General features: G+C 51.2%; 19 protein-coding genes. 11 read left to right on the top strand and 8 right to left on the bottom strand.

All coding sequences use genetic code 11. The features are described from left to right. Positions 1–49: 49 nt before the first annotated feature. The gene (locus tag MUB23_RS17050) at positions 50–2,614 is read right to left on the bottom strand and encodes a hybrid sensor histidine kinase/response regulator (RefSeq protein ID WP_244801957.1); all 2,565 of its coding nucleotides are present in this window, start codon (positions 2,612–2,614) and stop codon (positions 50–52) included. A 275-nt stretch (positions 2,615–2,889) separates the two neighbouring features. On the opposite strand from MUB23_RS17050, the gene MUB23_RS17045 reads away from it, so the two are divergent. Together MUB23_RS17045 and MUB23_RS17040 are read left to right on the top strand one after the other, a co-directional pair. After that, positions 2,890–4,353, top strand: a complete 1,464-nt coding sequence (locus tag MUB23_RS17045; RefSeq protein ID WP_244801956.1) for a GntR family transcriptional regulator — start codon at positions 2,890–2,892, stop codon at positions 4,351–4,353. A gap of 139 nt (positions 4,354–4,492) precedes the next feature. Then, entirely contained in the window at positions 4,493–5,998 is a 1,506-nt protein-coding gene (locus tag MUB23_RS17040; RefSeq protein WP_244801955.1) for a 4Fe-4S dicluster domain-containing protein, read from the top strand. Between the two features lie 110 nt (positions 5,999–6,108). On the opposite strand, the gene MUB23_RS17035 is transcribed toward MUB23_RS17040, so the two are convergent. Beyond that, a complete protein-coding gene (locus tag MUB23_RS17035) occupies positions 6,109–6,483 on the bottom strand; it encodes a RidA family protein (RefSeq protein WP_244801954.1) in 375 nt (124 codons plus the stop codon). A gap of 176 nt (positions 6,484–6,659) precedes the next feature. Between MUB23_RS17035 and cysK the strand changes: the two genes are divergently transcribed. Both cysK and MUB23_RS17025 read left to right on the top strand, forming a co-directional pair. Beyond that, the gene (gene cysK, locus MUB23_RS17030; protein WP_334302807.1) at positions 6,660–7,592 is read left to right on the top strand and encodes a cysteine synthase A; all 933 of its coding nucleotides are present in this window, start codon (positions 6,660–6,662) and stop codon (positions 7,590–7,592) included. Positions 7,593–7,631: 39 nt separating this feature from the next. Next, on the top strand, positions 7,632–8,549 hold the full coding sequence (locus MUB23_RS17025; RefSeq protein ID WP_244801952.1) for an AEC family transporter: 918 nt from the start codon (positions 7,632–7,634) through the stop codon (positions 8,547–8,549). Between the two features lie 73 nt (positions 8,550–8,622). Here the strand turns inward: MUB23_RS17025 and MUB23_RS17020 are convergent, their stop codons facing one another. The 5 genes from MUB23_RS17020 to MUB23_RS17000 form a co-directional block, all read right to left on the bottom strand. Continuing rightward, a complete protein-coding gene (locus MUB23_RS17020) occupies positions 8,623–9,465 on the bottom strand; it encodes an MBL fold metallo-hydrolase (protein ID WP_244801951.1) in 843 nt (280 codons plus the stop codon). A 189-nt stretch (positions 9,466–9,654) separates the two neighbouring features. After that, positions 9,655–10,743 carry a TRAP transporter substrate-binding protein gene (locus MUB23_RS17015; RefSeq protein WP_244801950.1) on the bottom strand — a complete coding sequence of 363 codons (1,089 nt, stop codon included), beginning with the start codon at positions 10,741–10,743 and terminating at the stop codon, positions 9,655–9,657. A gap of 110 nt (positions 10,744–10,853) precedes the next feature. Beyond that, complete coding sequence (locus MUB23_RS17010) at positions 10,854–12,140, bottom strand: TRAP transporter large permease (RefSeq protein ID WP_244801949.1); 1,287 nt, start codon at positions 12,138–12,140, stop codon at positions 10,854–10,856. After that, a complete protein-coding gene (locus MUB23_RS17005; RefSeq protein ID WP_244801948.1) occupies positions 12,137–12,637 on the bottom strand; it encodes a TRAP transporter small permease in 501 nt (166 codons plus the stop codon). Before MUB23_RS17005 ends, MUB23_RS17010 begins: the two co-directional genes overlap by 4 nt. 344 nt (positions 12,638–12,981) lie before the next feature. Beyond that, positions 12,982–15,282 (bottom strand): helix-turn-helix domain-containing protein, encoded by a 2,301-nt coding sequence (locus MUB23_RS17000; RefSeq protein ID WP_244801947.1) that lies wholly within the window; start codon positions 15,280–15,282, stop codon positions 12,982–12,984. Between the two features lie 242 nt (positions 15,283–15,524). On the opposite strand from MUB23_RS17000, the gene MUB23_RS16995 reads away from it, so the two are divergent. After that, positions 15,525–16,673, top strand: coding sequence for an ATP-grasp domain-containing protein (locus MUB23_RS16995; RefSeq protein WP_244801946.1), 1,149 nt, complete (start codon positions 15,525–15,527; stop codon positions 16,671–16,673). Between the two features lie 7 nt (positions 16,674–16,680). On the opposite strand, the gene MUB23_RS16990 is transcribed toward MUB23_RS16995, so the two are convergent. Then, complete coding sequence (locus MUB23_RS16990) at positions 16,681–18,333, bottom strand: sigma-54 interaction domain-containing protein (protein ID WP_244801945.1); 1,653 nt, start codon at positions 18,331–18,333, stop codon at positions 16,681–16,683. A 226-nt stretch (positions 18,334–18,559) separates the two neighbouring features. Here MUB23_RS16990 and MUB23_RS16985 point away from each other — a divergent pair, with 226 nt between their 5' ends. The 6 genes from MUB23_RS16985 to MUB23_RS16960 all read left to right on the top strand — a co-directional run bounded on the left by MUB23_RS16985 (position 18,560) and on the right by MUB23_RS16960 (position 24,413). After that, positions 18,560–20,104, top strand: coding sequence for an HAL/PAL/TAL family ammonia-lyase (locus tag MUB23_RS16985; protein ID WP_244801944.1), 1,545 nt, complete (start codon positions 18,560–18,562; stop codon positions 20,102–20,104). Between the two features lie 79 nt (positions 20,105–20,183). After that, positions 20,184–21,161, top strand: a complete 978-nt coding sequence (locus MUB23_RS16980) for a 4Fe-4S dicluster-binding protein (protein ID WP_244801943.1) — start codon at positions 20,184–20,186, stop codon at positions 21,159–21,161. 38 nt (positions 21,162–21,199) lie between these two features. Next, positions 21,200–22,228: an ATP-binding protein gene (locus MUB23_RS16975; RefSeq protein ID WP_244801942.1), complete on the top strand. Its 1,029-nt coding sequence runs from the start codon at positions 21,200–21,202 to the stop codon at positions 22,226–22,228. 59 nt (positions 22,229–22,287) lie between these two features. Further along, positions 22,288–22,668 (top strand): RidA family protein, encoded by a 381-nt coding sequence (locus MUB23_RS16970; RefSeq protein ID WP_244801941.1) that lies wholly within the window; start codon positions 22,288–22,290, stop codon positions 22,666–22,668. Between the two features lie 21 nt (positions 22,669–22,689). After that, entirely contained in the window at positions 22,690–23,994 is a 1,305-nt protein-coding gene (locus MUB23_RS16965) for an aconitase X (protein ID WP_244801940.1), read from the top strand. Then, on the top strand, positions 23,982–24,413 hold the full coding sequence (locus MUB23_RS16960; protein ID WP_244801939.1) for an aconitase X swivel domain-containing protein: 432 nt from the start codon (positions 23,982–23,984) through the stop codon (positions 24,411–24,413). Before MUB23_RS16965 ends, MUB23_RS16960 begins: the two co-directional genes overlap by 13 nt.

Raw genomic sequence — 24,413 nt, 5'->3', positions numbered from 1 at the left:
GATAATTATAAAAACGCGTGCCGCCAGACACGCGTTTTTAGGGCCGGATCTATACGAAAGTTTTTATTAATAAGCGGGTTAATTCTATGATATTGATAGGCTTCGCGATATGAGCGTTCATGCCGCACTTCAAACAATGCTGTATGTCATCAGAAAAAACATCTGCACTCATAGCAATGATCGGAACCGATCGAGCATCCGGACGATTCAGTCCCCGAATGGCTGTTGCAGCCTCATAACCTGTCATATGCGGCATCCGTATATCCATAAGAATAACATCGTAGAATCCCTCCGGTGATTTTTGGAATTTCTCCAGGCAAATCTGACCGTCTTCCGCCCAATCAAGTTTTGCGCCCATGTCGGACAACAATTCATTTGCGACCTCCCAGTTGAGTTCATTATCCTCGGCGAGCAGGATCCGGCGTCCGGACAAATCAAAATTCTGTTCCGGCGTTTGGTTTTGTGGTGTTTCATCGCCCATATATTGGCGCAAAGCATAAAACAGTGTGGACCGAAACAGTGGTTTGGATATAAAACCACGAATCCCGGCTTTGCGGGCTTCCGATTCAAATTCACTCCAGTCGTATGCAGAAATCAGTAGAATCGGCACATCATCACCTAAATTACGCCGGATCTCTTTTGCTGCCTGAATGCCATTCATATCAGGTAATTTCCAATCCAAGAGAATGATTTGATACTCAACTCCCTGTTTGTGGCGCTGTATTATAAGCTCTGTGGCCTCTTCTCCGCTGAGGCAAAAATCCGCTTTGATACCAATGGATTTTAGTGTATCTATGGTCGTTTGGCAGAACAAGTCATCGTCGTCAACCACCAGCATATTCCAGGGAGGGAGAAGCAGATCCACTTCCCTCGAAGGAGCTTTTTCAAGATCAAACGTGACATGAAATTCTGTACCCTTATCAAGTTCGCTACTCACATCAATGGTTCCGCCCATTGTGTCCACAATGTACTTGGTGATTGCCATCCCCAAACCGGAACCCTCCGTTTTATGTATTCTGGCTCCATCCGCACGGCTATAGGATTCATATATTATTTTCAAAAAGTCCGGTGACATCCCAATTCCATTATCCTTTACATGGATATGAATTCGGACATGGTTTTCGCCTCTCGGAGATTTTTCTTCAGAGAGGGATAAGCGTATGGAACCGCCCTCCGGCGTATACTTCGTTGCGTTAGATAAAAGATTTAGAAGGACCTGATTCAAACGAACGCCGTCGCACCAAACATTTTCCGTTAAGATATTTTCTATATGTATGTCAAAGGTTTGCTTCTTTGCCTTTACCTGTGGCTGCATGATGCCAACAATTCCGTCCACAACCTCTTTTAGAGAGATCTGATCATTTGTTAAAGTTAATTTTCCGCTTTCAATTTTGGACATATCCAAAACATCATTGATCAATCCCAATAGATGTTTACTCGACCGTGTAATTTTTTTCAGACAATTTTGTATCTGTTCCCGGTCATCTATGTGGGCTGCCGCAATCGCGGTCATCCCTACGATTGCATTCATGGGCGTACGGATGTCATGGCTGATATTCGCTAAAAATTCACTTTTTGCTTTGCTTGCTTTCAGCGCAGTCTGATGGGCTTTCTCCAGTTCCTGTAATTGAGAGCGCGTCATAGAAAAATATCGGAGAAAAATCAATGTCAGAATGATTAAAACAGAAGTACAAGACAGCAACGTCATGACCATGCGTTTCCCGCCCAGACTGTTTATGGTATCGTCCAATATTCCGTAAGGCATTACCGATACCAGATACCACTCGGAACAAGATAATGGTATGCCGTATATTTGTACTTTTCCACCGTCCACGTCAAGAGTTGCAGCATATTCTTTACGGGATTTCAGTGCATCGCCAAACTCTTTTATGGGATTTTCAGCAGAAAGGTTCTTTGTTGCAGGATCGAGCTGCTTTTGTATCTGATTAAAAAAATCCCACAATTCCGTGTTGGGATTTTTTAAGATAAAACTTCCATTTGGCCGGACAATGTGATAATACAGCAACTGCCCTTCGCTCTTTAGTGAAAGAAATTTGGTGACATACTCGATCGGAACGGCTGCTACCAAGCCATTACTCATATCGCCATTCTGCATGGGATAAGCAACTTGGACACCAAACAATACCACTTCATTTCCAGCGGAATCTACACCTACAGCAACTCGTTGCTCCCCTGCTGTCAAGGCTTCTGCGAAAAGTGCCGGATTAAGCGGCTGTATTGGCTGGCCGTAAAGCGTTTCGAAGTCTCCCTCGGCAGAACAAAGGGCTAAATAGTCAAAATTCCTGACTTGAGCCCTGTAAACAAGTTCCTCATATAAGTTCTCTTTCGCATTTTTATCTGCCGGAACGACGGATACAATGCCGCTGACTTGGTCAAAACGCAATGAAATTACGCTTTCAAAGTGTCTGGATATTTGTTCATTCAGTCCGGACATGTAGATTTCCCCGACTTTATAAATGGTTTTTCTGCTCTCTTGATTCATATAAATTCCGAGCAGGCTGAAATTGGCAATACTAAAGATAAAAAGTACAATGAAACTCCATATTAAAAATTGTGTGGTAGGATTCTTTTTCTTGTATTTTCCTGCCAGCATGATTCCTCCTTGCTGCTCTTATGGATTCCGACGTCTGATTGATCTTACAGAATATCTTTCAAAGAGTGCAATTCATTTCTGAATCGCCGCTAATTGGGTTTTTCTTCTTTCCCTGATGCGCAATCTCTTTCCTAACAATTTTACGGTAATATTATAATGGCAATTTTACTGTGTTTTCAACAACCATATTGGACAGGTGCGCATATAGGTTGGCTTTTTTGATACTGACACAAATGGCTGGTTATGTTATAATACAGATAGATGGGAGATATGTTATGGAACCGCAGGAAACAAAATTTGCATTTGTATATAACGAATTGAAACAGTACATTTTGGAGGGCCAGATACTTCCTGGAAATTCCCTGCAATCCTCAAGGATGTTATGCAGCCAATTTCATGTAAGCAGATATACGATTAATCGTGTCTTAAACGCATTGCAGGAAGAAGGCTTGATTCAGCTCCAGCCTCGTCTTGCTCCAATCGTTGTTTCAAGAAAAGATACCCTTAAAACATCGGGGGCTTGTTTTGACATTTTGAAGCATAAAGATAGTATTTTACAGGTATATCAAACCTTGGCTCTCGTTATGCCGTCTATTTTGGTTTTCTCTTCACAGGGCTGCGATATCGAGATCATGCCTCACTATAAGAAGGCTATGAAAGTATCACGCTTCGGGCTTTCCGCCGGCGGGTGGCGTCCCCCTGCTAATTTAGGTTATGACATACTAAGAACAAGCGGCAATTCCTTATTCGGCGAACTTTACTCTACCTTTGGTCTTTATACGAAGATTGCCTTTTTTACAGAAGAGTGCCCCTATTTCTCTAAACGTTTTTTCCAGGGCTCCGTATCTGGGACAGGCACTATGATAGAAGCGCTGAAAGGCAAGAATCCGCCCATGAAGCACAAACAATTATCAGATCTGTATCATAGGCTTGCGAATTCTATTGCAGACACATTAGAATACTTGGCGGATACGATGCCTATGTGTCCGGAACAGACCGGGGGGTTGTTTGCATGGAATCCCCTGCGCGGTCAGGATTACTATCACTCAAAAATCGTTGACGACTTGAATCGAAAAATTGGTCTTGGAGAATATCCTGTTGGAATGTATCTTCCCTATGAAAAGCAGCTGGCTCGTCTGTATGGTGTCTCTTTATCGACCGTCAGAAAAGCATTGTCCGAACTCCAACAAAGAGGTTTCGTAAAAACACTAAATGGAAAAGGTACTATCGTTGTTGAGCCGGATTATACCAAAATTCATCAGTTGGCTCTGAATTCCGGATATGCGGAAAAGGCAGTGCGCTATCTTCATGCCCTGCAGCTAATGGTGCTAATTATTTATCCGGCTGCGCTAGAAGCTGCTCCGAGGTTCACCAGAGAAGAATTGGACAAGCTGGCAGATCAATTCACTTCTCCCGGGACGGTCTATTTGGAGGATATTTTTAAAGCCATATTAGAACATACTGCTTTAGAACCGTTGTTTATTATTTTATCGGAGACCAATCGCCTTCTTGAATGGGGACACCATTTTGCTTATTACCCGTCCAAAAGACACACGATCCCGCATCTCAACAAACAAGTCGTTGCAGCGCTTCTTCAGTTAAAGGATGGCAACGTATGTTCTTTTGCAGATGGGATGGCAGATTGCTACCGTTACATTTTAGGCCGTACAAAAAAGCATATGGTAGAAAAATACAAATTAAATTATGCAGCAAATATTCGGATCCCAGAAAAATATTAGGTGAAAGCAGCGGTACGAAATATCCATTCTGTTTGTTGGGGAGTTCGCCGGGCTCCCGGCCTGCTGCAAAAAATATCTTGTCAATCGGCTTAATATGTCGTATCCTAGGTAAGGATTAAAAGAAAAAGGAGGAGCATACATGATTCGAGGTTTGGATACCGCGGTGAAGCGGTTGAGAAAACAAGTGTTTACCGAAGTTGCCCGTGTGGCGTTTGAGTCCACCAATCTCAACGACGACATTGAGGCAATTCCTTATAAAATTACTCCGGGAGACGAACCCCAGTACCGGGAGAGCATCTGGCGGGAGCGCGCCATTTCTTCGGAGCGGGTGCGTCTGGCTATGGGGATGAGCCTTCGGCCGGAGGATGCGCCGGTCCATCTGACTGCGGGACTGGATGAGAGCAATATTTCCGAAAAATACTATGAGCCCCCTCTGATGCAGGTTATTCCATCGGCTTGCGACGCCTGCACGGCCAATGAATACAAGGTGACGAACAACTGCCGCGGCTGTGTGGCCCACCCTTGCGTGGAAGTCTGCCCGAAGGGCGCGATTTCCATCGTGAACGGCCGTTCCTGCATCGACCAGGATAAGTGCATCAAATGCGGCAAGTGCAAGGCGGCCTGCCCTTATGACGCCATCGCTCACGAGATCCGCCCCTGTGCCGAGGCCTGTGGGGTCAACGCCATTGAGAGCGATGATCTGGGACGGGCCTACATCAATCCGGACCGGTGCGTTTCCTGCGGTATGTGTATGGTGAACTGTCCGTTCGGAGCCATTGCGGACAAGTCTCAGATTTTCCAGCTGATCCGCGCATTGAAAGAGGGTGGTGAGATTGTGGCGGAGGTAGCCCCGGCCATCGTGGGCCAGTTCGGCCCCCACGGAAGCCCGAAGAGGGTCAAGGCTGCTCTGATGGAGCTGGGCTTTTCCGAAGTCTACGAGGTGGCTCTTGGAGCCGACATGGGAGCCGCCACGGAAGCCCGCCATTATGTGGAGGAAGTGGTAAACGGAGATCTGCCGTTCCTTTTGACTTCCTGCTGTCCGTCCTGGTCCATGCTGGCAAAGGTGTACTTTCCGGAGATGATCGATAAAATCTCCAACGCCCTGACCCCGATGGTGGCCACGGCGAGAACCATCAAGCAGAAACATCCGAATGCCCGCGTTGTATTCATCGGGCCCTGCGCTTCCAAAAAGCTGGAGGCGTCCCGCCGCAGCGTTCGCAGCGATGTGGATTTTGTCATCACCTTTGAAGAGCTGGACGCAATCTTTGAGGCCAAGGGAATTGATATGAGCAGCTACGACAAAGAGGTGGAGCTTCACGATGCGACCGGAGCCGGCCGCGGCTACGCGGTGGCCGGCGGCGTGGCGGAAGCCATCGAGAAGTGCGTCAACGCTTATTATCCGGGCGTGGATGTGAACATCGAACACGCCGAGGGGCTGGCCGAGTGCCGGAAAATCCTGATGATGGCCAAGGCCGGGAAGATGGACGGCTGCCTGATCGAGGGCATGGGCTGTCCCGGCGGCTGTGTAGCCGGAGCCGGGACCGTCCTCCCGATCAACAAAGCCTCCCAGGCCATTAAAAAGTCGGTGAAGGATTCGACGAAAGCGATTCCGCCGAAGGAGCTGGCGGAGATTCATTTGGATTAAACAGGACCGCCTGGTTGGCGAAAGCACAACGGGATTCAGTTGTAAAAGAGGCGGCGCGCCTATCATCCACGCGGGAAGATAGGCGCGCCGCCTCTCGATTGCAATATCGCTTATTTCGCTGCGATCAATTCCACTTCGCAGAGCACGCCCTTCGGCAGCTGCTTTACCGCCACGCAGGAGCGGGCCGGTTTGCCGGTGAAATACTTGGCGTACACTTCGTTAAACACGCCGAAATCGCTCATATCCGCCAGGAAACAGGTGGTCTTGATCGTGTTCTCATAGCCGATTCCATTGGCGGCAAGGACAGCGCCCAGATTCTTCATAACCTGTTCTGCCTGCTCGGCAATCGTCGTGCCGGCTACCTCGCCGGTCTGAGGATCCAGCGGGATCTGGCCCGATGTAAACAGCAGATTTCCCATGGCGATTGCCTGAGAGTAAGGGCCGATTGCAGCCGGAGCGTTTTTCGTATTTGTAACTTCAAACATGAGAATAATCTCCCTTCTATGTAGACTACCCCTAAAATAGCACATCCCCGGCTAATTGTCAATTGCGGCCCTTCCCGCGAATTCCTCTTTTCGAACGTTTTTCTTTGTGTTAGAATAGCTTTTAGCGGAATCTGTCTATCGGGAAATCCGCGCCTAAACCCACACAGAAAGGAACTATCATGAAAATAGCAAAAAACCTCATGGATCTGATCGGCCACACTCCCATTTTAGAGCCTGCCAATTTTGAGCGGGAAACCAAGGCGAAAGCGACGATCCTGGTAAAGCTGGAATGCCAAAACCCTGCCGGGAGCAGCAAAGACCGGGTGGCGGCTTCTATGATCCTTCAGGCGGAGCGGGAGGGAAAGCTTGCCCCCGGCGCCGTGATCATTGAGCCTACCAGCGGGAACACCGGCATCGGCCTGGCTGCGCTGGCCGCATCCAAGGGCTACCGGGCGATTTTTACCATGCCGGATACCATGAGTGTTGAGCGCAGAAATCTTCTAAAGGCCTATGGGGCGGAGATCGTTCTGACGCCTGGAGAGAAAGGCATGGCAGGAGCCATCGCCAAGGCAGAGGAACTGGAGAAGGAGATTCCCGGAGCCTTTCTGCCCGGCCAGTTTATCAACCCGGCCAACCCGGCGGCCCATTATGGATCCACGGGACCGGAAATCTGGGAGGACACGGAGGGAACCGTGGATTTTCTGGTGGCGGGGGTTGGCACCGGCGGTACGCTGACCGGAACCGGAAGATACCTGAAGGAGCAAAAACCCTCGATCCAAGTGGTGGGCGTGGAACCTTCGGATTCTGCGGTGCTCTCCGGCGGGCAGGCAGGCCCTCACAAGCTGCAGGGAATCGGCGCGGGCTTTGTTCCGGAGATTTTGGATACGGAGTTGTACGATGAGATCATACCCGTCGGCGGGGAGGATGCTTACGAGACGGGCCGCCTGTTCTCCAGAAAAGAAGGCATTTTGATTGGGATTTCCGGGGGAGCCGCCCTCTGGGCTGCCTTGAAGCTGGCGGAACGGCCGGAAAACAAAGGAAAGCGGATCGTGGTGATTCTGCCGGATTCCGGGGAGCGGTATTTATCCACGGAAGGTTATCTGGTTTAAATAAACATAAGATGTAATGTGATACAAGGGGATGGGAAAATGGTAGATATGGACAGCCTGCTGGAAATGCAGGGAATGATGTTTTGCATGGTGCTGATCGGGATGCTGCTGGCGAAAAAGAAGATCATCACCCCGGAAGCCAAAAAGAGCCTGACGGATATCACGATCAATCTGCTGATCCCCTGCAATATGTTTGCGGCGTTTTTGAACGCGGATCATTCGATGATAACCCAGATGATGACCGTCATGCTGGTGTCCCTCATGATCCAGATCGGCTGCTATACGCTGAGCAAAATCCTGTTCCGGAAGATGGATGACGGAAAGCGCAGCGTGATGCGCTACGGCACCATGGTTTCCAACGCTGGTTTTTTAGGGAATCCGATGGTGGAAGGGATGTACGGTTCCCAGGGGCTGCTGCTGGCCTCGGTCTTCCTGGTTCCGGTGCGCCTGTTTTACTGGACCGTGGGTCTCGCCTGCTTTGTGCCGGTGGATAAGAAAAATGTGGTGAAAACCGCTCTGACCCACCCCTGTATCATTGCCGTGATCCTGGGACTTTTGTACATGTTTTTCCCGGTTCCGCTGCCGGTCTTCGTGACGAAAACCATCACAGGTTTTAGCTCCGCCATGACGCCGGTGACCATGCTTTTGATCGGGGCGATCCTGGCGGAGGTGGATCTCCGGACGATTGTGTGCCGGGAGACACTTTATATGAGCCTGCTCCGCCTGGTGATCCTGCCCGGCATTGTGCTGGCAGGGGTGAAACTGGCAGGGCTCCCGGAGCTGATGGCCAGTGTCAGCGTGATTTTGATCGCCATGCCGGTGGCGACCACCACGGCCATTCTGGCGGCCCGCTACGACCGGGATTATCAGTTTGCCACAAAGACCGTGGTGCTGACAACGATCTTATCGTTGTTTACGATCCCGGTCTGGAGCATTGTGGTGGGGCAGGTGCTGTAGAGTCCGCCTGCTGACAGAAAAAAGATACGCGTCAGGGGTTGAGCTGACCCGTATCTTTTTTTGAAATGTCCGGTTATACCGGCAGCCGCTTACTAAACACAAACGGTTCCCCAGGAGCCAAGATGAGCCCCCGCTTATCGCTTTTCGTAATCTTCGGGTACACGTCTTCTGGTTCGCCGCGGTGGGCGGCAATCTCCGGGCAGTCGTAAGTGCCGTAGTGGAACGGCATCAGATAAGCCGACGGGAACTGATTCGCCAGGATTACGGCGGAAGTGTGGCCGAGGTGGTACTCGCAGGTGGAGACATCCAGGGCCAGCAGGTCAATGTCCCGGATCCGGTAATGCTGCTCCATCAAACGGGTATCTCCCGGAAAATAGATCCTTCCGTCCGGCGTGTTTAAAATAAAGCCGCAGCAGTCTCCCAGGCGGTAAGGCCGTCCGCCCCGCTTTAAGTCTTTTAACTGCCAGGGGTGATCGGCCAGGGTTGACTCGATTCGGATTCCGTCGATCTCCATGGTCTCCTCGGTCCGAAGCACCTCGATCTGCTCCGGCGGGACGCCAAGCCGCGCCAGGCGCTCGAATACAGCCAGAGTGCCGGTCATTGGGATCTTTTTTTTCGCTAAAGTCTGCGCCGTCACCGGGCCCAGGTGATCCGCATCGGCGTGGGTATAGAGGACGTGGCAGTGCGCCGGGATCGCGTCGGCCAGGATCGGGAAATCCACCTTCAGGGGAAGCCCGGCCTCGCTGCGGCTGCTGTCTTTCGGGTCTTTGGTCAGGACCGGATCAATCAGCAGACAGGTTCCGCGGCAGTTGACCAGGAAACCTGCGCCGGAAAGCCAGGTGACTGTTGTTTCAGAACTTGCCTCAAAAGCGGAAGCGGGAATCGGAACCGCGGGTTTTCTTTTTGGGATGTACAAGAGAGATTCCTCCTTTACCATAGAATTTATCCTATCATACCAGGCGGCATCCGGCAACATTTCACGCCCATATTTTAGAGCGGTGCGTGAAAGGCCCGGCAAACCGCCGGCGGTTCTTTGGTTGATTTAGGCCCGGAAATTTCATGGAAATTTCCGGGCGCATAAAATGATTGGTGAGAGAGCGGGGATTTACTTGGATGCGGCGTCGATGGCGGCCAGATAATCGTCAACCAGCGTATCGCCGACAGCCTCGCGGACCATGTCGTAGACCGGCTGTGCCTTTTCTTTCATCTGGGCAATCGTAGCGTCGTCCAGTTCGATCAGGGTAACGCCTTTATCCTTTACTGCCTGGATGTTCTTCTCCTCGGCTTCCTGCGCTACCTGTGTGCCGTACTGGCCGATTTCGGTAAAGCACTCATTCAGTGTCTGCTGCAGGTCGGCCGGAAGGCTGTCCCAGGTTTCCTGGTTCATCAGGATCGTGGCGACGAACGCAATGTGCTTGGTGTTGATGACGTATTTCTGCTGCTCATAGAAGTTGGAGCTCAGGAAGATGTCCAGCGGGTTCTCTTGTGCATCGACCAGACCCTGCTGCAGTCCGATATAGAGCTCGCTGAAATCCAGAGGAGTCGCCGTGGCGCCCAGAGCGTTCCAGTAGGCCATGTGGTTGTTGTTGGTCATGGTACGGATTTTGATGCCGTTAAAGTCGTCTGCGCTCTTGACTTCCTTATTGCTGGACATATAGCGGAAAACCGTCGGGAAAAGCTGGCACAGGTGCATCTGGGTTCCATCGAAACTGCTGGCCATTTTCTCGGTGAAGCCGGCCAGAACCGTCTGTGCCACGGAGATGTCACTGTAAGTGTTCGGCAGGTCGAAGAGAGCCAGGCCGGGAACAAACGCTACCTGGGGAGCCGTATTTCCGATGACCATGGTGACGTTTCCAAGCTGTACGCCTTCCACCAGTTCTGCGTCGGAGCCCAGCTGGGAATCCGGATAGCAGGTGATGGAGATTTTTCCGCCGGTGCGCTCAGCGATCAAATCGGCCGCATACTGCATGGTCTTTCCGATTGCGGAGTCTTTGGTGGCGGAGGTGCCGATGGTGAAGTTGTACTCCGCCTCGCCGGAACCGGAAGCAGTGGTGGCCTCCTCGGAACCGGCGGAAGCTGCCGCGGTGGTTCCGGCAGGAGCCGTGGTGGGAGCCGCTGTTGTGGATGTGGAAGAGTTCCCGCAAGCGGTCAGTACGAGGGAGCAGGCAAGCGCCAGGCCAATGAGTTTTTTCATAGTATTTTTCCTCCTTTTTTTATCATAGCATGATTCAGCGCGGCGGACCGGTTTCAAACCGATGGCACGGCGGAATCAGGTTACCTTTAACATGGTCGAAAATGACCCGTTTAAATCAGGCAGAGAGAAATCTGCGGGATAAAAGTGATCAAAATCAGGGCGATCAGGAACATCAGAATGAAGGGAATCACTTTCTTTCCGATTTCCATCACAGGTGAGCCGGTGGTGGAGCTGGCGACAAACAGGTTCAATCCAAAGGGCGGCGAAGCCAGTCCGATGGTCAGGTTGCAGACGATAATAACGCCCAGGTGCACCGGATCGATGCCGTAATTGGCTGCAATCGGCATCAGCAGCGGGGACAAGATCAAAATTGCCGGAGCGCCGTCGATAAACATGCCGAGAATCAGCAGTGCAATGTTCAGCAGGATCAGGAAAGAAACCTTGCTGGCAATGGAGCCGGAGATAAATTCGGCCAGAGCCTGGGGCGCGTTCAGCATGGTCAAAACCCGGCTGAATGCAGTGGCCAGCGCCAGGAGAGCGCACAGCGGAGCACAGGACTGAACCGATTCCAAAATCAGGCTCCAGAGGCGTTTCAGGCTGACCGACCGGTAGATCCATACGGAAACGATCACCGCGTAGACCACAGAGATACAGGCTGCTTCCGTCGGAGAGAAGATTCCGCTGTAGATGCCGCCCAGGATGATGACCGGGGAGAGCAGAGCCCAGAAACCTTCTTTGAAAACCCGGCCCAGGCTGCGGCTGTGAAGCGCTGCGCAGTTCTGGGCGATTTTCGCCTTGTCTTCTCCGTGGGACCGGCAGTAAAAGTAGCAGTATGCCATCAAAAACAGAGCGATCAGGCAGCCCGGAAGGATGCCGGCTGTAAATAAGGAAGTTACGGAGGTACCTGTCACCAACGCATAGTTTACAAAAGAAATGCTGGGAGGGATAATCAGTCCCAGGCCGCCGGCAGTGGCTACGATTGCGGAACAGAATGATTTTTCATATCCGAGAGAGACCAGCAGCGGGACGGTCATCGCCCCAACGGCCGCGCAGGTGGCAGGGCCGGAACCGGAAATCGCACCGTAGAACAGGCAGGTAACGATGACCGCGCAGGGAAGGCCGCCGGTCCGCTTTCCCAAAAAGTAGGCAAACACATCGAACAGCTTCCCGGAAATTCCGCCCTGCGCCATGATGGTGCCGGACAGGATGAACAGCGGGATGGCCAGAATCGGCGTGGAATCAATGCCCACAACCATTGCGCGGATGATGTAAACCACGTCCGCGGAGAAGGTCGGATCCACAATTCCCGGTGTGATGGCTGCGATTCCCATCGCGATTGCGACCGGGAAAGAAAGCACAAGGCAGACCAGAAAAACAATGAACATCACGGCGGTCATGACTCAACCTCCTTCTTTTTCGTAACAAATTTCACGATGGGACCCAGGATGGCCTGCACACTGCGGATCAGCGCAAGCGCGAATCCGACGACGGTGGACAGGTAAATGTACGTATACGGGATTCCGAGAGCGGCGCTGACCCGGTTGGTCTTCTGCATGGAAGCCAGGAGATCAAAGGAATAGACCAGCATACAGAGGAAAAACGCCAGGGAAACAAGATGTACAATTGCCTGCAGGACAGACCAGACCTTTTTCGGCAGGATTTCCTGAATGATGTCCAGTTTCAGCATGGAATTGCGCCGGACACAATATCCCAGGGTTAAAAATGTGATATAGACGAAACAGTATCGGCAGAGTTCTTCCGGCCAGGAAAGAGAATGGCTGAATACATACCGCATGACAATCTGCAGCAGCATAATCACGGTCAGAAGAATCAACAAGATAGCAATCAGATACTCTTCCAAATGAGAATCCAGAAATTTAAGGATTCGTTTCATCACGTCTTCTCCTTTCTCAGCGACTCTGCTGAGCTCAGTCGTCGCTGCATCCATAAACACTCAGGCCCTTGAGCTGGTTTCAGTATAAGGAGAAATAGGGAAGAAAACAATTCAAATATTTGGGAGTCAATCGCAGATTAGTGAAAAAAGTAAAAATATGAGATGGATATCAAGATATTTGATTTCCGCATGCAGAGCCGCAAAAATAGGCGGAAAACAGGAAGAAGGAATTTCCTATCAAACAAAAAAGATCCGGATTACGATATTGGGCAGTCCGGATCTTAGATAGGAACAATGAGGAATTTCATGGTCATAGGGGATTCGGCAGGCAGGGCTTGGAACAGCTAGCTGCGGTTACCTAGGTTTTGCCGGTACTCTCCCGGCGACACCCCGGTCAGCTTTTTAAAGATCCGGAAAAAGTTCTGCATGGAATTGAATCCGGTCTGGTAAGCGATGTCTTTGATCAAAAGATCGGTGGATTCCAGCAGATGTTTGGATTTCCCCACCCGGTAATCATTGACGTAGTCGACGAAGGACGTTCCCATTTCTTTTTTAAACAGGCGGCTGAGATAGGACGGGCTGATCCCGGTCTGCTCGGCGGCTGTGTAGAGGGACAGGTTGCTGTCCGAATAGTTGGCCTGGATGTATTCCTTGATCCGGACCACGTGCTGAAAAGCCTTTTTCTTATTCTTATGATCAATGCTTCCAATGACGTCGGCGCAGAACGTCCGGATCAGGGCGTGAAGTTCTTCCCCTCCGGTATTATGCTCCAGCGACGCTTCCAATCGAGTCTTTTTTCGAAGCAGCGCTTCCATGCTGCCGATATGCAGGGTATCCGTGGCTTCGATCAAGGTCTGCAAAAACAGATCATATTGGCGTCTGGCGCTTGCCGGATCAGGGGTATTTGCGGCAATCTCGCCGATGATTTCATCGGTGAGCTTTAGGGCTCCCACCGCATCCTCCGCCTGGATAAAAGCGAATATCTGGTTGGTCCTCTCAAAATATTGATTTTGGGAGGGGAGGCTTTCCGGCTCTCCGTCGCCGTCCTCGCTGCCATAGAAACGCTTTCGGTTCAGATTTTTCTGAGCTTCCAGATAGGAATATCGGACGTCGGCAATTCGCTGATAGATGTTTCCGCAGCCCGTTTCGATCTGATAGGCTGTGGATTGTGTCATATCCAGGAGCGCATGGGTCAGACCCAGCACCGCCTGCTGGATTTCTTCATCCGGGGCTTCCGGCGGCGTGATCAGAATCGCGGTTGCCGACTGGCCTTCCCTGGAGATCAGGCAGCTCTGGTATTCTGCGGGCAGAACGCGGGGAAGAAGATTCCGGAACTGGAGCAGGTGCAGGTTCATCTCCAGCACAGACAACTCGCGGTTTCCTTTGCTGGTAACCTCAAACACCAGCGCCAGAAAGCGGGACTGGGGAGGGAAAGGGCGGCCGATGCTGCTTAAGGCGGCGTCGACGCTTTCCTCCGTCGGAGCGCGGCCATTTAAAATATCGGAAAACAATCGCTCCAAAACCAGAGGGGTGATACTCTGGATAGCCTCGTGCAGATGCTTGTTCTGCACGGTGGTATAGTTGTAAACCTTGGTCAGGTAGTCAATCTCATTTTTCGCTTCGATGACGTCGGTGTCCGAATCCGCCAGCTCTTTCAGCAGGCCGCGGATCGGCCGGTTGGCCCGGTAGGCAATCTGCAGAGAGAACAGGAGGCCCAGCGCGAGGGCCAGGAGAAGAAAGGACAGAATACGGCTGACGGACGGCTGAAAATCAAAGGTCTGCGCGCTGGCCGGATACAGATAAAGCCAGCCTGTGGCGGGAGATACATAATAAAAATAGAGGAGATCCTCATTTTTCTGGATGGCCCCTTTGGTGAGCTCTCCGTTCTGGGAAAGCAGGAGGGCGGCTTGATTCGCCGCAGTCTCCGGGACTGTCTGGGAGAAGACGGGGGCTCCTTGGCGGTCAAAGACATAGAACGCGTTGGAGAGAGCCGGGTCGTCCTCGTAGAGAGAAAGATCCAGGGCTGATAAATTAAATTCAAAGAGCAGTACGCCGATGCTGTCAACATTATCCGGGTAGAGATGCTGACAGAGGATGAGGCGGCCCTCCAGGTTTTTGATAAAGAAGGCGTCCGGTGAATCCGAGGGGCGGGCTCCGGTGTAAGACATCAGGGCACCGGGATCCTGGAATAAGCTGTCGCTGGAGCTTTCCGCCGAAAGATAAAACAAATCAGAGCTGTAGACCATCTGATCATCCGGGGTGTAAAGGTATGCTTTTTCGATAAAGGGATAGTTTTCTGCCAGGCGGTGCAGTTGAGAAATAATGTTGAGCGTACGGGTATAGTTGTCCGAAGAAGGAAGAATCAATGCGTTGGCAAATTCTTTGCGCCAGATGGTCTGCTGCATGAGCTGCTGCAGGTTCTGCAGGGTCAGCTCCGTGGCGGTGCTGGTGGTTTCCAGCATACTTAAATAGGAAAACTCGGCGTTTTCTTTGAGATTTTTGTTCTCCTGATGAAGCGTATAAAAGCAAAAAGCTCCAAATAGGAGGGTACTCAAAATCAAAACAACGAGAAAGGTCTGAAAAAAAGTACTGTTAAATCGAAAAGCTTGGCGGAAACGTCCGACATAATTGCGAGGTTTTTTCACGGTTATTTTCTCCTTGGCCGGAAAGAAAACAAAATCTTTACAAAATGTTTATATACGACTATCCTATATATTAGCCGGAAAGGAAGGCGGTGTCAATCCGGAAATTCTTACCTTGCCCCTTTGGAGGACCGGACGGAGAAAAAATGGAAAAGGAAAGTGCGGAAAGGGAACTTTTGACGGTTTCTTGACATGGCCGCGGTATGATGGGAAAATCAAAATGGAAAAGTGCGAGGAGAAAAGATATGGTCATTTTAGATCCCCCCTATGTGTCTGAGGAACTGATCGGATATCTCTCAAGAAGCCGGGAACCGGTGCTGGATAATGAAACGGCCCGCCGGGCGGCGGAATCGGGGGATTTGAATTTGATTTCGCCCGGCGCATTCCGAAGGGAATACCGGGAAGGAACGCGCCTGTACACGGCTTCTGAGTTTTCTCTGGACTGGGTGACGCGGAATCTGGAGGATCCGGGTTTGAAGGATCGGATTGTCAAGATGAAAAACAAGGGCTTGTTCCGCCGTCTCGTGGCCCCTATGTATCCGGACTTTGCCTGTATGGAACTCTCTCTGGAAGAACTTTCCACCGTGGATATCCGGCGGATGGCGTTTCCGTTTGTCTTAAAACCCGTACTCGGCTTTTTCAGCGTCGGCGTATATTCGATTGCCGGGGAGGAGGATTGGGAGCGCGCCGTGGCGGAGATCACAGCTCATGCCAGGGACTGGAATCGCCTCTATCCGGAGAGCGTGGTCAACAACCGGTTTCTTCTGGAACCCTATATCGAGGGGGAAGAATACGCCTTGGACGCCTATTATAATGAAAAAGGAACGCCTGTTATCCTGAATATTTTGAAACATGATTTTTCCGGAAGCCAGGATGTCAGCGACCGGCTGTACTATACGGGAAAGACAATCATGAAAGAACATTTAGGGGAGTTCACCGAATGGCTGGAAAAATTGAACCAGTATCTCCAGATCCGGGATTTCCCTTTTCATGCGGAAATCCGGGTTAAGGACGGAAAGATCGTTCCGATTGAATTCAATCCGCTTCGTTTTGCCGGATGGTGCTGCACCGATCTCAGCCTTTATGCCTATGGTTTTTTGACGGTTGAGTATTATCTGCGAAACCAGGCGCCGGATTGGGAAAAACTGCTGGAGAAAAAGGACGAGGATTCTTATATCCTGATGGCTTTGGGAAAAGCGGATCTGAACCGGGGAGAAGGCGTCTATGACTATGAGGCTCTCTTGGCCGCGGTGCCGGAGACGATTCGTCTCCGGCGGGTGGAGGATCCGGATCAATCCACCTACGGCTTTCTCTTTGCGCGTATTCCTGCGGGACGCGAGGCTCGTTTGGAGGAACTTCTCACCATGGATTTGGAGCGCTTCTACCGGCGCTGAAAATGCTTTAAATAATGATGCCCAGTTTTTTGATGCGGTACTGGAGACTCTGCCGGCGGATGCCCAGGGCTTCCGCCGCTCTGGAAATATTGAAACCGTGGTGTTCCAGTACCTGCCGGAGCACCTGTTCTTCGTACTGGTCCATAATCTGCTGGAGATTGGAATGGAAGATGTCTTCCCCTAAAACCGGCTGGCCGGAGGGAGCGGCCGGTTCTTTCTGCTTTTGCAGATAAGCAGGAAGATGGGCCAGTTCGATGTTCCGTCCCTCCACCACATTCAGCGCATAGTCCAGCACGTGATAGAGTTCCCGCACATTGCCGGGCCAGTGGTAGTGGCGGAAGAGGGCCAATACCTCCGGGGAAAAAGCGTCGATCTGCTTGGCAAAATGTTTGCTCTCCTTTTCAACATAAGAAAAAACAAGTTCTTCCATGTCTTCGATGTGCTCCCGCAGCGGGGGGAGTTCGATCATCACTACGGAGATCCGATAGAACAGATCTTTGCGCAGCAGGTTTTCCGCGATCAGATGGAAGGGGTCCGCGTTGCAGGAAGCAATGATGCGCACATCGGTGCGGCGTTCTTTTTGACTGCCGACCCGCCGGAAGACGCCTTCCTGGAGAACCCGGAGGATCTTGGACTGCATGTTCAGGCTCATGGAGTTCAGCTCATCCAAAAACAAAGTGCCTCCGTTCGCTTCCTCAAAAAGGCCGGGGTTGTCGGTGCTGCCGGTAAAGGAGCCTTTCTGTGTGCCGAACAGCAGACTTTCGATCAGGGCATCGGGAAACGCGGCACAATTAACAGCCACAAAGTTTTTTTCTTTTCTCAGGCTGGCTTTATGGATGCTCTGGGCAATGATTTCTTTTCCGGTACCGGTCTCTCCGACCAGAAGAATGTTGCAGTTTTGAGCCGCGACTTTCTTGGCCAGGGAGACGGCGGAGGACAGCTTGGCTCCATGGCCGATGATGCTGTCGAAGGTATAGCCGGAGGATTTAGCCGGTTTCCAGGTTTCAGCTCGTTTCTCCAGGCTCTTTTGCAGCTCTTTGAGATTTTTGTTCTGGGCGCTGGCGCTTTGCAGGCTTTGTTCCAGGACCGTGGCGCCCATGACTTGTGAACCCCGGCAGATCGGATAGCCGGTATTGATTGTCAGCATATTTACGCCGTTTTTGGCATTGTAATCATCGATCCGGTTGATCACAGGGGCCCCGGTCCTAAGGGTGGTCAACACGGTGCTGAAATCTTTGTCCACGTCGAAAATATCCAGCAGATGACGGCCGTCGATTTTGGAGTAATCCGGAATCTCCCACAGCTTGCGCGCCGCCTCATTCATATAGATGAGAAAAGCAGATTTGTCATAGATGGACAGCGGATAAGGAATGTAGTCCATTGCTTTCTCATAAAGGTATTCCCGGTAATTTTCACCCTTCAGGAAGAAATAAATCCGGTTGTATTTTGTTTTTAGCTTTATGTACGAGTACTTCTCATCTTTCCACTCTAATTCTCCGAATTCTTTTTTCAGCTTGATATCAAAAACATCGCCGAGCGGCTGTCCGATGTACTGGTGCCAGGTGGGACCGTAGTTCTTTTCCATATCCGGATGATACCACTGGATATCCAGTAAGGTATACTGATCATCCAAAATCAGAATAATATCGAATACTCTCATTGAAATCTGCCTCCTTCTTTTTGAGTATAGTAAACCTAAGGGAAAAAGTCAAGGACAAGTGCAAAAGAATTAGGCATAGGGCAAAAAAAATATGCAATCGTGACTAGAAAAAAATGCGGGGAACGAAAAAACAGGGCGAAAACAGGGGAGTGAACAGATGGCATGAAAATTGCTGTATTTAAAATGAGATAGGTTGCACCGAGTATGGGACAGGAGGAAATCGGTAATGGGAGGAGCACAAAGTAAAGTGGTATTAAAGGATACCAATCAGGTTACCCTGGAGGAGTTTATTGCAGTCGTCAAAGATGGGGCGGCGCTGGAATTCGGCGAAGAATTCTGCCAGTGCGTGATGATGAGCCGAAACGTGATTGAAGAGGCTTTTGCAGAAAACAAGAAGATTTATGGCGTTACTACCGGATTTGGAGAAAATGTACGCTATACCATTTCTCAGGATGATGCGGAAATTTTACAGCGGAATATCGTCCGTTCTCATTCCTGCGCAGTGGGGGAGCCCCTGAAAGAAGTGGAAGTGCGGGCCATGATGATGATGATGATTCTCAATCTGGGCAACGGACACTCCGGCATCCGTCTGGAGACTTTGGATCTGATCCGGGAGATGCTCAATCATAGAATCGTTCCCTTTGCTCCGGGCGAGGGATCGGTGGGATATCTGGGCGTAGAGGCACATATCGCCCTGACCTTCATGGGCGAAGGTTACGTGATGGTGGACGGAAAGAAAACCGAGAGCCGCCCGGTTTTGGAAGCAAATGGACTGCGGCCGGTGGTCTACCAGTGTAAGGAGGGGCTTTCCCTGCTGAACGGTTCCATGACTGTGACGGCGTTGGCTCTGCTGGCCCTTCATGAGATGACGGTGGCGGTGAAAAACGCTGAGGTGGCAGGCACTTTGGCATTCGAGGCGCTGAAAGGAACGATCAAGGCGCTGGATCCGCGGATTTTAGCGGCAAAGCATCACACAGAGCAGCAGGGATCGGGCCGTAATATTCTGCGGATGCTGGAGCACAGCGAGATCTGCGAGAAATATATCGATGATAAAGTACAAGATCCGTATTTGCTGCGGGCCATGGCACAGATCAACGGCTCGGTAAAACGGCTGGTCAACGAAGCCCATCAAGTGATCGTGGATGAGATGCACTCCTCCAGCGACAATCCGGAGGTCTTTAAAGGAGAACTCCAGAGCGATGTGCTGATGTGCGGCAATTTTGACGGTTCCTATGTGGGATCCCACTGTGATATGCTGTGCATGGCCGCGTCCATCATGGGCGGCCTGGCGGAGCGGTGCATTGACCGCATGGTAAACCGGAATCTAAACGGCGGGCTGCCGGCCTTTTTGGTAGCAAATCCGGGCCTGAACAACGGCTACATGATTCCCCAATACACAGCCGCCGGACTGTTGGGTGAGATTCGTACTTTGTCCCATCCTTCCACCATCGACAGCGTGTCTACCTGCGCGAACCAGGAAGATCCGGTTTCCATGGGATATTTTGCAGCAAAAAAAGCGTGCCAGGTGGCGGAAAAACTGAAATATATGGTTGCCATTGAGTACATGGTGGCTCTTCAGGCAGTAGATTTCTTGAAACCTTTGAAACAGGCCCCGGTGACCGGCAAGGTTCACGATGCCCTGCGGGAAAAAATTCCTTTCCTGGACGAGGACCGCTATATTTACCCGGACATTGAATATCTCTACGAGCAGATTTCGAACCAATCCATCTTGGAAATCGTGGAAAAAGAATTGGGGAAATTGGAATTTTAAAGAGCAAACATGCGTGCTTCCCGCCCCTTCAAAAAGAGGGGCGGGAGACTGGTGAAGATCCGGAAAAGGAGGAAGTGCGATGGAACAGGAACGACTGCGGCAGGCACAGGAACTTTTTGAGGTACCCGAAGAATTCTACGAGGTTTCCTGCCAGATGGTTCATGACGTGGAGTGGGAACTGATTCTGGCCATGGATAAAAGGACGATTCCTTACGAGGAATTAAAAAAGCTGGTGGAGAAGGAGCGTCTTGCGGCAGATGCGGCGGATTTTATCCGGGAATGCTACAGCCGGGCCATTTTGAAAAAGGTGATTGCGGAGGATGGGAGCCTGTCCTACACGGCGACCAATTTTTATGCCCGTTATCCATACTACACCCAGTATGAATACTACGAGTATGGAAAGCTTCCGAGAGAGATGAAGGAACGTCTGAACGAATGGGACAGAGCGGTATATGTAAGTATCTATAAGGATGATGTGGAGAAAAAGAAACAGGGAATCGAGACCTGGATCCATAACAGTACGTTTCTGACTTTGGCGGAAGCAAACGCGGTTCTGGAACAGCATCCGGAACACATCACGCTTCACGCCTGCAACTGCAAAACCATGATGTATTACCACGACCGGCCGCTGCAGGTTTGCATGCACCTTTTTGACTGGCCGAATTCGGAATCTGACCGGGGACATGGAGAATGTCTGACCCTGGAAGAGGCCAAAGTAAAGCTGAAGGAATTCAACAAGAAGGGATTGATGCAGAACGGGGAGGAAGGCGGTTTCTGCAACTGTGACGGCTACTGCTGCTATCCGCTGCATATGGCCCGGACCCTGGGTTCCAAGGGGGCCTATCCGAAGTCCCATTATCAAATCGACTGGCATGAGGATGAATGTATTAATTGCGGCAAATGTACGACTATCTGTAATTTCGGCGCTTTCTATAAGGATGAAAATAAGAAGGTGCATTACAATCCGGATCTGTGCTGGGGTTGCACGATCTGTTCGCCGAACTGCCCGAAGGGCGCCATTCATTTGATCCCCAAAGAAGAAAACGAAAATTCGTAAGATTTTGAGATAAGGTGATTTGACAAGGAGGGTAATAGATGGAGCAAGAAAGACTGCAGCGCGCAATGGAATTATTTGAAGTTCCGGAAGAATTCTATGAAGTGTCTCAGCTGATGGTAAAGGAAGCGGAATGGGAGCTGATCTTGGCCATGGGCAAAGAGGTGGTTTTTGAGTCGGAGCTGAAAAAAAGGATCCGGGAAAAGAAACTGGCGGCAGATGCTGCGGATTTTATCCGAAATTGCTATCATCGGGCGATTATCAATAAGATGCCCGGCGGAAAAGAAGGCGTGGATCTTCATCAAGGAGTCGGATCCCAGGATGGGGAGGAAGCGGAGCAGGGGGAGATGGCCTACCAGATCTCTAATTTGTATGGACGTTTTCCTTTTTATGCACAGTATGAATATTACGATTATGGCCGGAAAGTGTCAAAGGAAATGAAAGAACGGCTGAATGCCTGGGATTTGGAGCAGTATGTAGGCATTTTCGGCGACGATGTGAAAGCCAAGATGCGGGGGGATGACACTCACGTACATAACAGCACATTTCTGACTTTAGAGGAAGCTTATGCTTTTGCAGAAAAACACGAAGGCCACATCCATCTTCACGCTTGCAACTGTAAATCGATGATGTATTATCATGAGCGGCCGACCTGCGTATGTATGGAGTTTTACGATGGGCCGAATTCCGAAGTGGACAGAGGTCACGGCGAAGCGCTGACCGTGGAGGAAGCAAAGGCAAAGCTGAAGGAATTTAACAAAAAGGGACTGATGCAGAACGGGGAAGACTATGCGATCTGTAATTGCGACGGCTATTGCTGCTACCCGCTGCAGATGGCCCGCCAGGTAGGGTCCAAGGGAATGTACCCAAAATCCCACTATGAGATCGACTGGCATGAGGATGAATGTATCAACTGCGGCAAGTGCACAAAGATCTGTAACTTCGGGGCATTTCAGAAGGGCGAGGATAAAAAAGTCAGCTACAACAAAGAGCTTTGCTGGGGCTGCACCATCTGTGCTCCCAACTGCCCGAAGGGTGCGATTCACTTGAAACCCAAAGCAGAGGAATGACCGTAAGGCCTGACGTGACTTCGGGCTGACGTTAGCCCAGAGAGAAAGGAAGATTGTTCATGAAAAAAGAAGTGTTTACCCCGAAAGGAATGAAATGTTTTGGAGGGCCGGTGGCGGAAGTGGCGATCGCCGGAGGTTTTGCCTTTGTATCCGGCCAGATTTCCCTTAATCCGGCTACCGGTGAGATCCGTCATGGGACCATTGAAGAAGAAACGGAGCAGGCGTTATCCAACCTGAAACTGATTGTGGAGGAGCTGGGCGCAGAGCTTGCGGATGTGGTGAAATGCGACGTGTTTTTGTCCACGATGAAAGATTTTGACGCCATGAATGTTGTCTATGAGAAATATTTCGGAACGGAAACGCCTCCGGCCCGCTGCGGCGTGGCCCTGGAGCTGTGGGGCGGCATGAAGATCGAAGTAGGCGCCGTCGTCAAACTGTAGGCTGGGAAAAAGGAGTTTAAAATGGTGCAATTGACCAAGGAAGAGCAGGGGATCCTGGCGGGAGAACATGGGCGCCTGCAGCAGGTGGCTCTGGAAAATATTGTGAAATATGCCGAAGTTCTGGGAGCCGAGCGTCTTTGCAAGGTGACCAAGGCCACGGTATTCTGCGGCAGCCACCATTATCTGGAGGTTTGTGATTTCCCGGATTTCCACGAAGTATTCAGCCGTTTGAATCTGGCTCGGGATGAGCGGATTGTCTGGGATGAGATCTGCCCGGACTGTTATGCCCAGTCCTGCGTGGCGGCCTGCGACCAATATGAGTATGAGCCCTTCCATCAGACGAAGGAATTTTTTGAGAAAAATAGCTACTACCTGGATGAGGCCAGGAAAGCGGGCGTCTCCATTGCCGGTACCTGCTCCCCTTACCTGACCGGGTGGATTCCCATAAAGGGAGAACATTTTGTCACCACGGAGTCCAGTATGACGACCATTGGAAATTCGGTCTGGGGCGCCTGCTGCAACGCCGACGGCATCGAGGCGGCTTTCTGGTCGGCGATCTGCGGACGGACGCCGGAATGGGGATTCCACGTGGCGGCCAACCGGTATGGCACCCATCTGATTCACATCGAGGCAGATCTGGCCGCGGAGAAGGACTGGGAGCTCCTGGGCCGGGTGCTGGGACGCCTGCTGCCGCCCACCGGAAGCACGCCGGTTATCGTCGGGAATTTTCACGATGTGGATTTTGTCAAGCTGAAAGTGTTTTTGGTGGCCATGTCCATCTCCAGCAACTGCCGCATGTGCCATATCGTCGGGATCACCCCGGAAGCGCCTACGGTGGAGGCTGCCTTTGCCGGTCATCCGGTGGAGGGGGAATATGTGGTGCGGGAAGAAGACCTGCAGTCCGCCTACGAAGAAATCTGCGATGACGGTGAAGGAAAAGTGGAGCTGGTCAGCTTGGGCTGCCCCCATTATGATATCCATCAGATCAAGAATGTGGCGGATTATATCAAGGGGAAGAAAGTCCGCGACGGCGTTCTTTTCATGGTATGGACCGTATATCCCATCAAGGCTATGGCGGATCTCAACGGATACACCAAGACCATCGAGGATGCGGGAGGCCATATCTTCACTTCCACCTGCCCCACTACCATCGGAAAAGATTTTCTGGACCGGTACCAGGGGCACGTCTATGACAGTTTTAAACAGCAGGGGAGCGTGCGTTCCGATCTGACCGGAGAGAACCGGGTATATTTCACGGATCAGCGTCACTGTATCGACGCGGCGGTTGCCGGTGAATGGAGGGAGGAATTCCGTTGGAAAAAATAATCTTAAAGGGCCGCGGCGTGATCCCCGGTGTGGCGGAAGGGACGGCTCTGGTCTGCCCCCACAGCATTACCGGATGGAACGGAGTGGATCCCGAAACCGGCGTTATCACTGATTTTGAAAATGAGAATAAAGGAAAAACCATCAAAGAGACGATTCTCGTGATGCCCGGCAGCAAAGGCTCCAACGGCTGGTCCTGCTACTTTGGGGCGGCAAGGGCTGCGGGAAGCGCGCCGAAGGGCTGGATGTTTTCGCGGATCGATTCAGCGGCCGGCGTGGCCAGCTCCGTGATGAATATTCCCACGATCGTAGATTTCCCGGAGGATCAGGATCCATGCAAGATCATCCGAAACGGTGATCATGTCCGCATGGACGGAGAGACCGGTGCGGTCGAAATTACCCGGATGGAAAAGTCTGAATGA

The organism is Cuneatibacter sp. NSJ-177 (assembly GCF_022867805.1).
GTDB lineage: Bacteria > Bacillota > Clostridia > Lachnospirales > Lachnospiraceae > Pseudolachnospira.
This window is presented reverse-complemented; position numbering and strand designations above follow the sequence as displayed.